Raw genomic sequence first — 14,044 nt, 5'->3', positions numbered from 1 at the left:
AAGAACGTTCCCATGACGCGAGGCGGATTGACAGCGTCCGATTGGAATGGTATAACTCAAAAAGTTAGTCTCAACTAATAAAAATTCGGGCGGAGACTGACTTTTATTTTCAACATCTGAATTAGAGAAATCTAACTTTTGAAAGAGAGATCTTCGGGGGCAAAAGAATGATCAAAATCGCGATTTACGGAAAGGGCGGCATCGGCAAATCGACGACGGCGTCCAACCTCTCGGCGGCGCTGAGCCGCCTCGGCCATAAAGTCATGCAGATCGGCTGCGATCCCAAGTCGGACTCCACCAAAACGCTCATGGGGGGCGTGCGGATCCCGACGGTGCTGGACCGCATCCGCGAAAAAGGCGCGACCGGCGTGACGCTGGAAGACATCGTTTTTACGGGCTTCGACGGCATCCTCTGCGTCGAAGCCGGCGGCCCCACGCCCGGCATCGGCTGCGCGGGGCGCGGCATCATCACCGCCTTCGAAAAGCTCGAGGAACTCGGCGCCTACGACGCATACCGGCCCGACGTCGTCTTTTACGACGTGCTCGGCGACGTGGTCTGCGGCGGTTTCGCGATGCCGATCCGCGGCGGCTACGCCGACCGCGTGCTGATCGTCACCTCGGGCGAGATGATGGCGCTCTACGCGGCTTCGAACATCGTGAGCGCCGTGAATAACTTCGGCAAGCGCGGCTACGCCGGCGTCGCCGGGCTGATCCTCAACTCGCGCAACGTGGCGGACGAACAGGCGCTCGTGGAAAAGGCCGCCTCGGAGATGGGGACGCGGGTGCTCTACACGGTGCCTCGCGACGGGGCCGTGCAGGCCGCCGAAGCGCAGGGCAAAACCGTCGTCGAAGCGCTGCCCGATTCGGCCATGGCGTCTCGCTACCGCGAGTTGGCGCAAAAAGTCATGGAGGTCTGCTCATGAGCTGCGGCGGCTGCGCTTCCTGCGGCAGCCCGTTTCGCGGCACGCTGACGTACACGTCGCCGGCTCACGGCAGCTGGGGCGTGGCGCGCATGGGGCAGCTGCTGCCCGAGAGCTATCAGCTTTTCGCCGGCCCGGCCGCCTGCGGCCGCCACGGCGCGCTGAGCGCCTGTCTGCAGGGGCGCAAGGACACCATCTCCTATCTCTATCTGAGCGAGGACGACATCGTCTCCGGCGGCTACGAACAGGCCATCGTCGACGGCGCGGAAGAGCTGCTGGCTTGGCTGGAAAAGCGCGGCCGCACGCCGCGGGTGATGATGATCTTCGTCACCTGCCTCGACGACCTGCTCGGCACCGACCACGAGGCGCTGGCGGCGGAACTGCACGCGCGCCATCCCGAAGTGCGCTTCATCGACTGTCACATGAACCCCATCACCACCGACACCAAGGTGCCGCCGGCCGTGAACATCCGCGACAAGATCTATTCCACGCTCGACGTGGCCGAGTGGAAAGACGGCGGCGTCAACCTGATCGGCAGCCTCGTGCCGCTGCTGAAGGACGGCGAGTATTACGATCTGCTGGCGCGCATGGGCGCGGTTCCCGCGCGGCAGATCACCGACTTTTCGACGTTCGGCGAGTTCCAGCAGATGGCGCGCAGCCGCCTGAACGTGGTTCTGGCGCCGCCGGGCGTTTACGCGGCGGAGCGGATGGAAAAGAAGCACGGCACGCCCTGGCTGCGGGCGCTGGTCAGCTACGACCCGCGCGAGGTGACGAAAACGTATCGCGCTCTGGCGGCGGCGCTCGGCGCGGATTGTCCCGACCTTTCGGGTTACGAGGCGGCGTGCGAAGAGGATTTCGCGCGCACGCGCGAAGTTCTGGCCGGACAGCCCGTCGTCCTCGACGGCGACGCCGTGACGCGGCCGTTCGATCTCGCCAGGGCGCTGCTGGAACGCGGCTTCTGCGTGAAGCGCCTGATCGTGCAGGACGTCGTCGGCCCCGACGCGGAAAATTACCGCTGGTTGCGCGAACGCTGCGCCGCAGTCGAGATCATGCAGCCGCAGGATCCGCAGCGCGCGCTTTTCCGCGACCGCCTGCCCGGAAGCCTCTGCATCGGCTACAACAGCGGCTACATCACCGGCTCGCGGCACGTGGCCCCCGCCGACGCGCAGCAGGGTCACTGGGGCTATCGCGGCATCGCGGCGATGCTGGAGATGATCCGCGCCGCGGCCGCCGCGGAGAGCGACCTGAAAGACATGGTGAAGAAAGCGGGGCTGGTGCTGTGAGCAAACTGTGGATCACGCTGCCGGCCTACGCCGGCGATTATTCGGGCGTCTGCTCCGCCATGTACGAGCTGGGCGGCCTCGCCGTCATTCACGACGCCTCGGGCTGCACGGGCAACTACACGGGCTACGACGAGCCGCGCTGGTACGACGCGCCGGCGCGGACGTTCTGTTCGGGACTGCGCGAGATCGACGCCGTGCTGGGCGACGACGACAAGCTCGTCGACCGCGTCGTCGCGGCCTGCGAGGAACTCCGTCCCACGATGGTCGCCGTGATCGGCAGCCCCGTGCCGATGGTGATCGGCACGGACTTCAAGGGCATCGCCGCGGAGCTGGAAAACCGCACCGGCCTGCCCTGTTTCGGTTTCCCGACCAACGGCATCGTCCGCTACGGCGCGGGTATCGGCGCCGCGCAGACCGCGCTGATCGAGCGCTTCGCGAAGGAAACGAAAGAGAAGATCCCCCGCAGCGTCAACATCCTCGGCATGACGCCGCTGGACTTTGCCGACAACGGCAACGCCGCCGAACTGGCCGCGTTACTCGAAGGGCATGGGCTGAAAGTGAACGGCCGCCTGATGATGGGCGTTTCGCTCGAACAAATCGAACGCCTCGGCGAAGCCGCGCTCAACCTCGCCGTCACGCAGTCGGGGATGGACGCGGCGGAACTGCTGCGCCGCCGTTACGGCGCCCCGTGGGTCGCGGCGCTGCCGCTGTGCGGCGGCGAGACGGCGCTGGAACTGATCGAACGGACGCTGGCCGACGGCCAATGCCGCGCGCAAAACGCGCCCAGCCGCGACGGCGGCGTGCTGATCGTCGGCGAACAGGCGTGCGCCGCCGCGCTGCGCGCGGAGCTCCTCGCCCGTTCGCCCGGCCTGCCCGTGACGGTCGGCACGATGCTGGGGCTGGACCGCCGCCTCGCTTCGCCCGGCGATCTGGACGTCGCCGACGAAACGGCGCTGCGCGGGCTGGTCGAGTCGGGGCGCTTCCGCACGATCGTCGGCGATCCGCTGTTCGCCGGGCTGATCCCGCCGGACAGCGGCGTCGAACTCGTCGGACTGCCTCATCCGGCGCTGTCGAGCAAACTCTATTGGGATCACGCGCCCCATTGGCTGGGCGCCGAAATGGACCGCCTCGTCGAGGCGATTCTATCGAAGAGTAAAGGAGCGTAAAAGACATGAAACGATTTTTCGCGAGTTTTCTGGCCGCGGCGCTTTGCAGCGCGGCTCTGGCGGGCGCGGCTGCGGCCGCGGAGCGGGAGACGATCACGCTGGTGGACGACCGCGGCGTCGAAGTGACGTTCCCGAAAAATCCCCAGCGCATCGTGATCTCCTCGATCCTGCCGCTGACCAGCGTCTACTGCCTGTATCGCGGCGGCGTGCAGAATCTCGTGGGCATCCCCGCGGCGGCCATGAGCGCGGCGCGCCATTCCTATCTGGCCAAGGTCTACCCCGACATCCTCACGCTGGAATGCGATTTCGCCAAAGGCGGCAAGGTGAACGTCGAAGAAGTGATGAAGCTGCATCCCGACGTGGTCTTCTACCGCGCCAACGAGGTCGCCGAGGGCGACATGTACCGCAAGGCCGGGCTGCCCGCGGTGGCGTTCAGCACCAGCAAGCACGGCGTCGACACCATCGCCACGTTCGCCGGCTGGATCGAGCGGCTCGACCAGATCTTCGGCGGCGGCGGACAGACCAACGGCATCGCCGAATACGGCCGCGAGACGCTGGAAAAACTGCGCGTCCGCACCGCGTCGCTCAAGCCCGAACAGCGTCCGCGCGCGATCGTTTTCTCCGGGTTCCGCGACGGCCAGCTGGCGGCGGCCGGCGGCACGATCTTCGCCGAGTTCTACATCAACGAGGGCGGCGGCGTCAACGTCGCTTCGGCGCTGAACGGCTCGAAGACGGTCAACCTCGAACAGGTCTACGCCTGGGATCCCGAGGTGATCTTCATCAACAACTTCTGCCCCTACGTGCCCGAGGACTTCTACGCCAACGCCATCAAGGGCTACGACTGGAGCAGCGTTTCCGCCGTCAAGAACAGGCGCGTCTACAAGTTCCCGCTCGGCATGTACCGCTGGTACCCGCCCGCGGGCGACGCGCCGCTCAGCCTGCTGTGGGCGGCCAAATGCCTGCAGCCGGAACTGTTCGGCGACGTGGACATGGCGCAGGCGATGAAGGACTATTACCGCCGCTTCTACGGCTACGATCTGAGCGACGGAGACGTGGAATACATCTGCGCCCCGCCGCGCGAAGCGGCCGTCTATTAGGCGTTTTCGCGGCGCGGCCGCGTAAATTCGATTTCGTTCATATCTAAAGGAGAATCGCGATGAAGCGGACAAATTTTCTTTCGTTCCTGCTGATCGGAGCGCTTTTTTTCGCCGCTCCCGGCTGGGGAAAAAGCGGGGTTGTCGACGATACGGGGGCCGAGGCGACGGTTCCGAAAAATCCCGAGCGCGTGGTGATCTCTTCGATCATGCCGCTGACCAGCATTTACTGCCTCTACCGCGGCGGCGCGCAGGGGCTCGTTGGCATCCCGCGGCGGCCATGAGCGCGGCGGAACATTCCTACCTGGCGAAGATGTATCCCGACATCCTCAAGCTGAAGTGCGACTTCGCCACAGGCGGCAAGATCAACATCGAGGAGATCATCAAGATGGCCCCCGACGTGGTGTTCTACCGCGCCAGCGAGAAGGCCGAGGGCGAGATGTACCGGCGCGCCGGCATCCCCGCCGTGGGCTTCAAACCCGGCAAGTACGGCGGCGATCCCGTGGGCACGTTCGCCGACTGGGCGGACTATCTTGGCAAGATCTTCGGCTCCGGCGACAAGACCGACGGCGTGGCGGACTTCGGCCGCGAGACGCTGAAGATGATCCAGGAACGCACAGCGAACGCAGCCGAAAAACCGCGCGCGCTGATGTTCGCCGGATTCAGCGGCGGCCAGCTGGTGGTCGCCGGTTCAGGCGATTACGCTTCCTTCTACCTCAAACACGCCGGCGGCGTCAACGCGGCCGCGGAACTGAAAGGCTGGAAGACGGTCAACCTCGAGCAGATCTACAGCTGGGATCCCGAGGTGATCTTCATCAACAACTTCTGCCCCTACGTGCCCGAGGACTTCTACGACAACGCCATCGAGGGCTACGACTGGAGCAACGTCGCCGCCGTCAAAAACAGGCGCGTCCACAAGTTCCCGCTCGGCGTCTACCGCTGGTACCCGCCCTCCGGCGACACGCCGCTGAGCCTGGTCTGGGTGGCGCAGCGCGTGCATCCCGAGCTGTTCGGCGACGTCGACCTGGACGCGATGATGAAGGATTACTACCGCCGCTTTTACGGTTACGAGCTGACCGGCGAGGATCTGAAAGCCATTTATAACCCGCCCCGCGAGGCCGCGATCTTCTGATGGCCGGTCAATCACGTCGCTTCGGCGCGCTGCTGCTCTGGGCCGTTCCCGTGCTGGCGGCGCTGCTCTGCCTCGGCTTCGGCCGTTACGCGCTGAGCACGGGCGACACGCTGCGCGTGCTGCTGTCGCCGCTGACCGGAGCGGAGATCGCGCCCATGGAGCGGTCGGTCGTCTTCGGCGTACGCCTGCCCCGCGTGCTCACGGCGCTGTGCTGCGGCGCGGCGCTGGCGCTCTCGGGGGCGGCCTTTCAAAGCCTGTTCAACAATCCGCTGGCGACGCCCGACACGCTGGGCGTTTCCAGCGGCGCTTCGTGCGGCGCCGTCGCGGCCCTGATGTTCCGGCTCGACATGGTCTCCGTGCAGCTTTTCGCGCTCTGTTTCGGCCTCGGCGCCGTGGCGCTGACGTGGAGCATCTCCAAGGTGCGCGGCAAGAACTCGATCATCATGATCGTGCTGTCGGGCCTGGTCATCGGCGCGCTGTTCGAGGCGGCCGTGTCGCTGCTCAAGTACGTGGCCGATCCGGAAGAAGTGCTGCCGACAATCACCTACTGGCTGATGGGCAGCCTTTCGGCCGCCAATTACTCGACGCTGCTGATCGGTCTGCCGATGATCGCCGCGGGCGCGCTCACGATCTACCTGCTGCGCTGGCGGCTCAACATCCTCGCCCTCAGCGAGGACGAGGCCCGCTCCATGGGGGTCAACCTGCGCGCCATGCGCCTGGCGGTGATTTTGGCGGCCACGGCGATGACGGCGTCCTGCGTGTCGATGTGCGGCAAGATCGGCTGGATCGGCCTGCTGATCCCCCACATCGCGCGCATGCTCCGCGGCGGCAACAACCAGCGCATCGTCCCCGCCTGCGTCTCGCTCGGCGCAGTCTTCACGCTCGTCATCGACACCTGCTCGCGCAGCCTCACCGCCGCCGAGATCCCCGTGTCGATCCTCACGGCGCTCGTGGGCGCGCCGGTGTTCATCTCGCTGCTGCGCAGGACGAGGGGGACGGCGCAATGATCTTTTCCGTCGAAAAAGGCTGCTTCGATTACGGCGGGCGCGCGATCCTGCGCGACCTGTCCTTCTCCGTGCGCCCCGGCGAGATCCTGGCGATCCTCGGCCCCAACGGCGTCGGCAAGACCACGCTGCTGCGCTGCATGATGGGATTTCTGCCGTGGAAGAGCGGGCGCACCGTCATCGACGGCCGGCCGCTGGCGGACTATGCGGCGCGCGAGCTGTGGAGCCGCGTCTCCTACGTGCCGCAGGCCAAGGGAAGCCTGTTCCCCTACACCGCCCGCGAGATGGTGCTGCTGGGGCGCAGCGCCCATCTCGGCGTGACGCGCCAGCCGGGACCGAAGGACGAGGCGGTCGCCACGGCAGCCATGGAAGAAGCGGGCATCGTCAAACTGGCAGACAAGCGCTGCGACCGCATGAGCGGCGGCGAGCTGCAGCTCGTGCTCACCGCCCGCGCCCTGGCGGCGCAGCCGCGGCTGCTGGTCATGGACGAGCCGGAATCCAACCTCGACTTCCGCAACCAGCTGGTGATCCTCGACATCATCCGCCATCTGGCGCACGAACACGGCATGTCGGTGATCGTCAACACGCATTTTCCCGCGCACGCCCTCAAGCTGTCGGACAAGGCGCTGCTGCTCGGGCGCGGCGAGACGGACCTGTACGGCGCGGCGCCGGACGTCATCACCGAAGACAACATGCGCCGCGCCTTCGGCGTGAACGTCTCGATCCACGATTTCCAGCGCGGCGGCGTCACCTACAACACCGTCGTGCCGCTGTCCATCGCCGCGCAGGCGTGAGGGCAAAGAGCGGCGGAAAATCGAAATCAACCAAGCGCCCCGGATTTTCGAGCCCGGTGTGCCGTTCGCGAACGGCACACCGGGCTCGAAAATCCGGAGCGCTTTTTTGTCCTTATTCTTCCCATGGACGCCGGCTCGGAAGGTCCGGCGGCTTGCCGTTGGAACGGCGCGTGGGATATAATGTATCCAATCCGTCATGAGACGGCGCTGTGCGACAAAATATGGAACATGGAGGGGGATTTTTACTCATGGACGAAAGAAGGACGGTTCGGAAAAAATGGGCGACGCGCGCCATGGATGCCGTCGAGCGAGTGGGAAACGCCTTGCCGGATCCGGCCCTGCTCTTTGTGATCCTGGCTCTCGCGACGATGGTCGCGTCGTATTTCACGGCCAAAGCCGGAGTGTCGGTCAGCTACGAGGGCGTGAACGCCGCCACGGGAAAGATCGAGACGATCAGCGCACAGGCGTACAATCTGCTTTCTTTGGAAGGCTTCCATTACATGGTCACGCACGTGATCTCGAATTTCACGGGATTTTTCCCGCTCGGCACGGTTTTCACGATCATCCTCGGCGTCAGCGTGTGCGAAGGCACGGGGATGCTGAACGCCCTTCTGCGCCGGCTCGTCTCCCGAACGCCGAAAGCTTTGGTCTCGGCGATGGTCGTCTTTTTGGGCGTCATGTCCAATATCGCTTCCTCCACCGGCTACGTGGTACTTGTCCCTCTCGGAGCCGTGATCTTCGTCGCCGGCAAGCGCCATCCGGTGGCCGGTCTGGCGGCAGCCTACGCGGGCGTCTCCGGCGGCTGGACGGCCAATCTGCTGCTGGGCAGCAACGATCCGCTCTACGCGGGCATGTCGACGCAGGCGGCCAACATCCTCAATCCGAATTACGTCGTTCAGCCCACCGGCAACTGGTATTTCATGGTCGCTTCGACGCTTCTGGTCACGCTGCTGGGAACGTACATCACCGACCGCGTCGTCGAGCCGCGTCTCCCGCCCTACGAGCCCGGCGGCGACGCCGTCGTCCAGGAAAACACCGCGGACGAGAAAAAAGGCATGCGCGCCGCCGGCGTCGCCGCGCTGATCTATATCGCCGTCATGGCGCTGCTGGTCGTGCCGCCGCACGGTCTGCTGAGGAACCCGGCCACGGGACAGGTGCTGCGCTCGCCGTTCATGAGCGGCATCATCTTCTTCATGATGCTGCTGTTCCTGATCCCCGGCATCGCCTACGGCGCCGCCTCGGGCAAAATCAAAACCAGCAAGGATCTGACGAAGCTGATGTCGAACGGCATCGCGGGCATCGCGAGTTTCCTCGTGCTGCTGTTCTTCGCGGCGCAGTTCACGTTCTTGTTCGGCAAATCGAATCTGGGTATCATCATCTCGGTCAAGGGAGCGCAGTTCCTGAAAAGCATCGGGCTGGTCGGGCTGCCGTTGCTGCTGACCTTCGTCCTCGTCACGGCACTGATCAATCTGGTCATTCCGGTGGACACCGCCAAGTGGGCGATGATGGCGCCGATCTTCGTGCCGATGTTCATGCATCTGGGCTACGCGCCCGAACTGACGCAGCTGGTGTTTCGCATCGGCGACTCCTCCACGAACGTGATCACGCCGTTGATGCCGTTCTTCGTCATGATCGTCGCGTATTTCCAAAAATACGACAAGAAGGCCGGCATCGGCACGGTGGTGTCCACGATGCTGCCTTATTCCATCGGGCTGCTGCTGGGCTGGCTCCTTCTGTTGAGCCTCTGGTTCGTCTTCAGCCTGCCCATCGGCCCGGGCGCGGCGCTGTTCTACGGCGGCCTGTAGGAGGCGCGGGAAATGGAGCGCAGACAGCGGCTTCTTGCCGAAATTCAAAAGTTCGGTCTCGACGGCGCTCTGATCAGCTCGCCGGAAAACATCTTCTACGCGACGGGGCTGAGTCCGCACCAGCTCACGGTCTCGCGGCGCCCCGGCTTTGCGAGCGCGCTGTTCAGGGCGGACGACGCCGCGGGGATGCTGTGTACGATGGATTACGAAGCGCCGGCGCTAGCTTCACGAGCGCAGGGCGTGGAGATCGTTCCCTACGCGACGTGGGTCGGCGTGAAGTCGGAGCGGGAATGGCGCGATAAACGCGACGCGCCGGGCGACGCGCTGCCCGGCGCCGACGAGACGCTGAAAGGGATGTTCGAAAATCTGAAACTCGCCTCGGGGCGCGTCGGCGCTGAACTGCAGTTTCTCCCCGCCGCGGCGTTCGACGCTCTGCGGCGCCTGCTGCCCGAGGTGGAATGGACGGACGTCGGCGACGCGTTCCTGCGGGCGCGCTCGGTCAAGACGCCGGCGGAGATCGCTCTCTACCGGCGGCTGACGGAAGTCTGCGACTCGGCGCTGCTGGAGATGTCGCAAAGCGTCGCCGTCGGCGCGCGCGAGAGCGATCTGATCAGGATCTACCGCAAAGCCTGTATCGCCGACGACATTTACCCCAGCAGCTGGAGCATGCTGGGCGCCGGTCCGAACGCCTCGATGCTGACGCTGCCGACCGACCGCTGCGTCGCAGACGGCGACGCGCTGCGTTTCGACGGCGGCTGCGAAGCGGGGTTCGCCTTTTACAAGACGGATTTTTCGCGCAGCTGGCTGATCGGCCGCGCCGATCCGGCGCTGACGGAGATGAAAAAAGTGCTCGTCGACGCCCAGCGCGAGATGATCGCGCGCCTGCGCCCCGGCATGGCGTTCAAAGATCTGTTCCACATCGGCTACGACTACGTGAAGCGCTATTTGCCCAATTACCGCCGCGGCCATCAGGGGCACAGCATTTCCCTCGGCCCGCAGACGGCCGACGCGCCGTTCGTCGCTCCCGATCAGGAGGGCGAGGTCCGGCCGGGCATGGTGCTGGCGATCGAAGTACCGTTCTATATCCGCGGCTATAACGGCTTCAACATCGAAGACATGGTGCTGGTCGGCGAAAGCTCGGCCGAAGTGCTCACGTACCGGACGCCGCATTATCTCGATTCCGAGCGGCGCTGACGGGACACCCGAAACGAAACAATACAGTGCCCGCGCGGGGAACGCGTTCTCTATGCGGGCACCGCTTCCCGTTCCGGCGTTTGTGCGGCGGAAAGTTCTGTGCTACAATGTTTTCCGCAACCGAACAAGACAGTTCGAGACCATCCTGTCTTTAAACAAAACTACGGGCTGCGTTCGCGGCGTCCGGGGCGGAAGTTTCCGCGCGGGGCGGCGGGCGCGACGCGCCGTTACGGCGCGACGGATGGGGAGCTGGGAGGCTCTCTTTTTTTTGCGGCCTTTTCGCGGCGCGGGAAGGCGCGGAGGATTTTTTTCGATGAAGGAACTGACGGTGACGCGCAAGCTGACGGTCTCGGCGCTGGTCGTGGCGCTGTATGTGGTGGTGATGACGACGACGCGGAGCTTCGCCTTCGGGCAGTATCAGGTGCGCGTCGCCACGTCGCTGTACGCGCTGAGCGGCGTTTTCCCGTTTCTGGTGCTGCCGCTGGGGTTCGCCAATTTTCTCAGCAACGCGCTGATGGGGGGGCTGGGACCGCTGGACATGGTCGGCGGCATTCTCGTCGGTCTGCTGACCAGCGGCGCGGTCGCGGCCTGCCGTCATTCGCCGCGCGCGCCGTGGATCGCCGCCGCGGCGATCACGCTGATCCCGGGGCTGGGGGTGCCGCTGTGGCTAAGTTATCTGCTGCATCTGCCCTACTCCGTTCTGGCGGCGAGTCTGCTGATCGGGCAGGCGGTCGCCGGCGTTTTCGGGGGGCTGCTGCTGGCGGCGCTGAAAAAGCGCCTCGCTGCGGACGGGGAACAAAGGAGCTAAAGACATGACGCGCACACCCGAAGAGATGAAGGATCTGTCGCTGCTGGGGCATAAAACGGCTTACAGGAGCGATTACGCGCCGGAGGTGCTGGAATCGTTTCCCAACAAGCATCCGGGGCGCGACTATTTCGTCAAGTTCAACTGCCCGGAGTTCACGAGCCTGTGCCCGATGACGGGGCAGCCGGACTTCGCCAACATCACGATCAGTTACGTTCCCGACGAGCGGCTGGTGGAGAGCAAGTCGCTCAAGCTGTATCTGTTCAGCTTCCGCAACCACGGCGACTTTCACGAGGACTGCGTGAACGTCATCCTGGAGGATCTGGTGCGGCTGATGTCGCCCAAGTACATCGAGGTCTGGGGGCGCTTCACGCCGCGCGGCGGGCTGAGCATCGACCCGTACGCGAACTGGGGCAAGCCGGGCACGGTCTGGGAGAAGACGGCCGAGGAGCGCCTGCGCCTCCACGACCTGTCGCCGGAGCTGGTGAACTACCGCTGAGCGCGGCGGCGCCGGCCGCGCGCGACGGAGCGCGAAAGCGCAACAAAAAGAAGAAATCCGTCTTGGCGCATGTCGTTCGATCGCAGTTGCCGAGGCCGTTTATAAAAAATGTTCCACGTGGAACGCGGGACTTTTCGCGGGAAACGTCTTTTGCAAAGCGCGGCGGCAAAAAAACAAGGGCGTCCGCAGGAGAAATTTTCCTGCGGACGCCCTTGCTGCGCCTGGACGGGTCACTGCTTTTTCGTTTCGGTGTAGAGGATCAGGGCGACGAACTGCAGCGGGCCGTCGCCGCTGTTGGCGATGCCGTGAGATTCGCCGTCGGGGCAGTGCATCATGTCGCCTTCTGCGACGTCGACCCACGTGCCGTTGTCGTTGTAGCGCGCCGAGCCTTTGAGGATATAATAGGTCTCGGAATCGCCCGCGTGGGCGTGCGTGCCGATCGACGCGCCGGGTTCGAGCGTGGTCAGCCCGAACTTGCGGCCGTGCCCGCCCATCTCGCCGGGAGCGAGGATCTCGCACGAAAGCAGCGCGCCCGTGCCGCCCTTGAAATTCTCGACTCTGGATGACGCGATTTCCGTTCCTCTGCGGATCATTGTCCCACTCTCCTTCGCACCGTTTTATTGCCGCGGCATGCGGTCGATCTTGCGCCGGTCGAGGTCGAGCCCGTGCTCGCCGAGGATGCTCCAGACCATCTCCACGGCGCCGGCGATGACGTTCGGGCAGATGCGCCTGCGCAGTTCGGCGTCGCCGTGGACGATGCTTTCGCAGGTCGTGCCCTTCCAGTAGGCGCGGAACGTCTCCGTCAGTTCTCTGACGTACTGCCTGATCGTTTCGCTGCGCGGCTCGCGCGCCGTGCCCTTGCCGAGGTACAGCCCCATCAGCGCGGCGCCCCCCGCCAGCGCGCCGCAGGTCCCGCCGCAGGCTCCGCCGCAGAATCCCTCCATGGCGCGGAGCAGATCGGGATCGTCGATCCCCAGCCGCCTCATGCCGATGGCCAGCACCGTCTGGGAACAGCAGAAACGCTGATCCGCATTGAGTTCCCCGACGAGCGCGTCAAGATTTTCCAGCCATCGGTCCGCGCCGGCTCGCGCGCCGCACTGACACTCCTTGGAACCGTCGTGCATTTTCCTCTTCCCCCTTAAAATCGTGCCAAAGATTTCAGTTTATTATACAACAAACGGCCCCGTTTCCCCGGGGCGTCATTTGAGGAGGTCTTTCCATGCCTTTTTTCGGCTGTCATCTTTCCGTCGCCGGCGGATTCAGAAAGATGGGCGAAAACGCCCTGTCCATCGGCGCCGACACGTTCCAGTTCTTCACGCGCAATCCCCGCGGCGGCGCGGTGCGGGCCGCCGATCCCGACGACGCCGCGGCGCTGAAAAGCATCATGGCCGCGCATCGCTTCGGCCCGCTGATCGCCCACGGCCCCTACACGCTCAATCCCTGCTCGGCCGACGCGAAGGTGCGCGAGTTCGCGCTGCTGGCGATGGCCGACGACCTGAAACGTCTGGACGAACAGCTGCCGGGCAATCTGTACAACTTCCACCCCGGCAGCCACGTCGGCCAGGGCTGCGAAAAGGGCATCGACCTGATCGTGGCGGCGCTGAACGAGATTTTGCCCGCAGTGAAGCGCACCGCCGTGCTGCTGGAGACCATGTCGGGCAAAGGCAGCGAGGTGGGCGGTGATTTCGAACAACTGGCGGAGATCCTGAGCCGCGTCAGCTGTCCCGAGAAGATGGGCGTGTGCCTCGACACCTGTCACGTCTATTCGGCCGGCTACGACATCGCCGGCGATCTCGACGGCGTGCTCGGCCGTTTCGACCGCATCGTGGGGCTAAAGCGCCTGCGCGCCCTGCACCTCAACGACAGCATGACGCCGTTCGGCAGCCGCAAGGACCGCCACGAGAAGCTCGGCAAGGGCAGCCTCGGCCTGGCCGCTTTCGCGGCGCTGGTCGTCCATCCGGCCCTGGCGGAACTGCCCATGTGCCTGGAAACGCCGCAGGATTCCCTCTCCGGCTGGGCGGCCGAGATCGCGCAGCTGCGGGCGTTCGCGGCGAACAAGGAAACGGGGCGGGGAAACGATCGTTTTTTCGAAGCGGCCAAGAGAGCACGGCCGATGGGAGAGGGTTCTTTTTAAAAAATGTATGGTAAATTTTCAGAGTAAATGCAACCTCGTCAAAGTAAATGCGACGGAGTTGCATTTACTTTGACAGGACAAAAGCAGCAAGCAGTCATTACGAACACATAATAACGATCAAGATTGCGCTAACGGAGCAAATTCAAGGGGATGAAAAGCTGTTACGAGGAAATTGTCCGAAAAAAGAGCATACAAAAGTGCCCCTCAACTGAAA

The 14,044-nt window shown here is 64.5% G+C and carries 15 protein-coding genes; 13 read left to right on the top strand and 2 right to left on the bottom strand.

Going from position 1 to position 14,044, the window contains the following annotated elements; all coding sequences use genetic code 11:
* Window positions 1–167: 167 nt before the first annotated feature.
* The 12 genes from D7D26_RS07915 to queF all read left to right on the top strand — a co-directional run bounded on the left by D7D26_RS07915 (window position 168) and on the right by queF (window position 11,696).
* Entirely contained in the window at window positions 168–923 is a 756-nt protein-coding gene (locus D7D26_RS07915; RefSeq protein ID WP_078015460.1) for a nucleotide-binding protein, read from the top strand.
* Entirely contained in the window at window positions 920–2,203 is a 1,284-nt protein-coding gene (locus D7D26_RS07910; RefSeq protein ID WP_120372680.1) for a nitrogenase component 1, read from the top strand. Before D7D26_RS07915 ends, D7D26_RS07910 begins: the two co-directional genes overlap by 4 nt.
* Window positions 2,200–3,369 (top strand): nitrogenase component 1, encoded by a 1,170-nt coding sequence (locus tag D7D26_RS07905; protein ID WP_120372679.1) that lies wholly within the window; start codon window positions 2,200–2,202, stop codon window positions 3,367–3,369. The genes D7D26_RS07910 and D7D26_RS07905 overlap by 4 nt, the downstream gene beginning before the upstream one ends.
* Before the next feature lie 5 nt (window positions 3,370–3,374).
* Complete coding sequence (locus tag D7D26_RS07900) at window positions 3,375–4,466, top strand: ABC transporter substrate-binding protein (RefSeq protein WP_120372678.1); 1,092 nt, start codon at window positions 3,375–3,377, stop codon at window positions 4,464–4,466.
* Window positions 4,467–4,525: 59 nt separating this feature from the next.
* On the top strand, window positions 4,526–4,747 hold the full coding sequence (locus D7D26_RS12635; RefSeq protein WP_233543503.1) for a hypothetical protein: 222 nt from the start codon (window positions 4,526–4,528) through the stop codon (window positions 4,745–4,747).
* Window positions 4,744–5,595: an ABC transporter substrate-binding protein gene (locus D7D26_RS07895; protein ID WP_233543502.1), complete on the top strand. Its 852-nt coding sequence runs from the start codon at window positions 4,744–4,746 to the stop codon at window positions 5,593–5,595. Before D7D26_RS12635 ends, D7D26_RS07895 begins: the two co-directional genes overlap by 4 nt.
* A complete protein-coding gene (locus tag D7D26_RS07890; RefSeq protein WP_120372677.1) occupies window positions 5,595–6,602 on the top strand; it encodes a FecCD family ABC transporter permease in 1,008 nt (335 codons plus the stop codon). Before D7D26_RS07895 ends, D7D26_RS07890 begins: the two co-directional genes overlap by 1 nt.
* On the top strand, window positions 6,599–7,393 hold the full coding sequence (locus D7D26_RS07885) for an ABC transporter ATP-binding protein (protein ID WP_120372676.1): 795 nt from the start codon (window positions 6,599–6,601) through the stop codon (window positions 7,391–7,393). Before D7D26_RS07890 ends, D7D26_RS07885 begins: the two co-directional genes overlap by 4 nt.
* A gap of 248 nt (window positions 7,394–7,641) precedes the next feature.
* Window positions 7,642–9,198 carry an AbgT family transporter gene (locus tag D7D26_RS07880; RefSeq protein WP_120372675.1) on the top strand — a complete coding sequence of 519 codons (1,557 nt, stop codon included), beginning with the start codon at window positions 7,642–7,644 and terminating at the stop codon, window positions 9,196–9,198.
* Between the two features lie 12 nt (window positions 9,199–9,210).
* Window positions 9,211–10,392: a M24 family metallopeptidase gene (locus tag D7D26_RS07875; RefSeq protein WP_120372674.1), complete on the top strand. Its 1,182-nt coding sequence runs from the start codon at window positions 9,211–9,213 to the stop codon at window positions 10,390–10,392.
* Window positions 10,393–10,705: 313 nt separating this feature from the next.
* Entirely contained in the window at window positions 10,706–11,200 is a 495-nt protein-coding gene (locus D7D26_RS07870; protein ID WP_120372691.1) for a QueT transporter family protein, read from the top strand.
* A gap of 4 nt (window positions 11,201–11,204) precedes the next feature.
* Complete coding sequence (queF, locus tag D7D26_RS07865; protein WP_078015308.1) at window positions 11,205–11,696, top strand: preQ(1) synthase; 492 nt, start codon at window positions 11,205–11,207, stop codon at window positions 11,694–11,696.
* Between the two features lie 230 nt (window positions 11,697–11,926).
* Here the strand turns inward: queF and D7D26_RS07860 are convergent, their stop codons facing one another.
* Both D7D26_RS07860 and D7D26_RS07855 read right to left on the bottom strand, forming a co-directional pair.
* Entirely contained in the window at window positions 11,927–12,289 is a 363-nt protein-coding gene (locus D7D26_RS07860) for a cupin domain-containing protein (protein WP_078015307.1), read from the bottom strand.
* A gap of 24 nt (window positions 12,290–12,313) precedes the next feature.
* The gene (locus D7D26_RS07855; protein WP_078015306.1) at window positions 12,314–12,820 is read right to left on the bottom strand and encodes a C-GCAxxG-C-C family protein; all 507 of its coding nucleotides are present in this window, start codon (window positions 12,818–12,820) and stop codon (window positions 12,314–12,316) included.
* A gap of 95 nt (window positions 12,821–12,915) precedes the next feature.
* On the opposite strand from D7D26_RS07855, the gene D7D26_RS07850 reads away from it, so the two are divergent.
* Window positions 12,916–13,830: a deoxyribonuclease IV gene (locus tag D7D26_RS07850; RefSeq protein ID WP_233543501.1), complete on the top strand. Its 915-nt coding sequence runs from the start codon at window positions 12,916–12,918 to the stop codon at window positions 13,828–13,830.
* Window positions 13,831–14,044 lie beyond the last annotated feature (214 nt).

Source organism: Pyramidobacter sp. CG50-2, from assembly GCF_003612005.1.
Taxonomy (GTDB): Bacteria; Synergistota; Synergistia; order Synergistales; family Dethiosulfovibrionaceae; genus Pyramidobacter.
This window is presented reverse-complemented; position numbering and strand designations above follow the sequence as displayed.

Bases quoted from the DNA above. Each gene is read 5' to 3' on its own strand.
- queF (WP_078015308.1), top strand. From the start codon at position 11,205: ATGACGCGCACACCCGAAGAGATGAAGGATCTGTCGCTGCTGGGGCAT.
- D7D26_RS07915 (WP_078015460.1), top strand. From the start codon at position 168: ATGATCAAAATCGCGATTTACGGAAAGGGCGGCATCGGCAAATCGACG.
- D7D26_RS07870 (WP_120372691.1), top strand. From the start codon at position 10,706: ATGAAGGAACTGACGGTGACGCGCAAGCTGACGGTCTCGGCGCTGGTC.
- D7D26_RS07880 (WP_120372675.1), top strand. From the start codon at position 7,642: ATGGACGAAAGAAGGACGGTTCGGAAAAAATGGGCGACGCGCGCCATG.
- D7D26_RS07900 (WP_120372678.1), top strand. From the start codon at position 3,375: ATGAAACGATTTTTCGCGAGTTTTCTGGCCGCGGCGCTTTGCAGCGCG.
- D7D26_RS07890 (WP_120372677.1), top strand. From the start codon at position 5,595: ATGGCCGGTCAATCACGTCGCTTCGGCGCGCTGCTGCTCTGGGCCGTT.
- D7D26_RS07860 (WP_078015307.1), bottom strand. From the start codon at position 12,289: ATGATCCGCAGAGGAACGGAAATCGCGTCATCCAGAGTCGAGAATTTC.
- D7D26_RS07910 (WP_120372680.1), top strand. From the start codon at position 920: ATGAGCTGCGGCGGCTGCGCTTCCTGCGGCAGCCCGTTTCGCGGCACG.
- D7D26_RS07885 (WP_120372676.1), top strand. From the start codon at position 6,599: ATGATCTTTTCCGTCGAAAAAGGCTGCTTCGATTACGGCGGGCGCGCG.
- D7D26_RS12635 (WP_233543503.1), top strand. From the start codon at position 4,526: ATGAAGCGGACAAATTTTCTTTCGTTCCTGCTGATCGGAGCGCTTTTT.
- D7D26_RS07855 (WP_078015306.1), bottom strand. From the start codon at position 12,820: ATGCACGACGGTTCCAAGGAGTGTCAGTGCGGCGCGCGAGCCGGCGCG.
- D7D26_RS07895 (WP_233543502.1), top strand. From the start codon at position 4,744: ATGAGCGCGGCGGAACATTCCTACCTGGCGAAGATGTATCCCGACATC.
- D7D26_RS07850 (WP_233543501.1), top strand. From the start codon at position 12,916: ATGCCTTTTTTCGGCTGTCATCTTTCCGTCGCCGGCGGATTCAGAAAG.
- D7D26_RS07875 (WP_120372674.1), top strand. From the start codon at position 9,211: ATGGAGCGCAGACAGCGGCTTCTTGCCGAAATTCAAAAGTTCGGTCTC.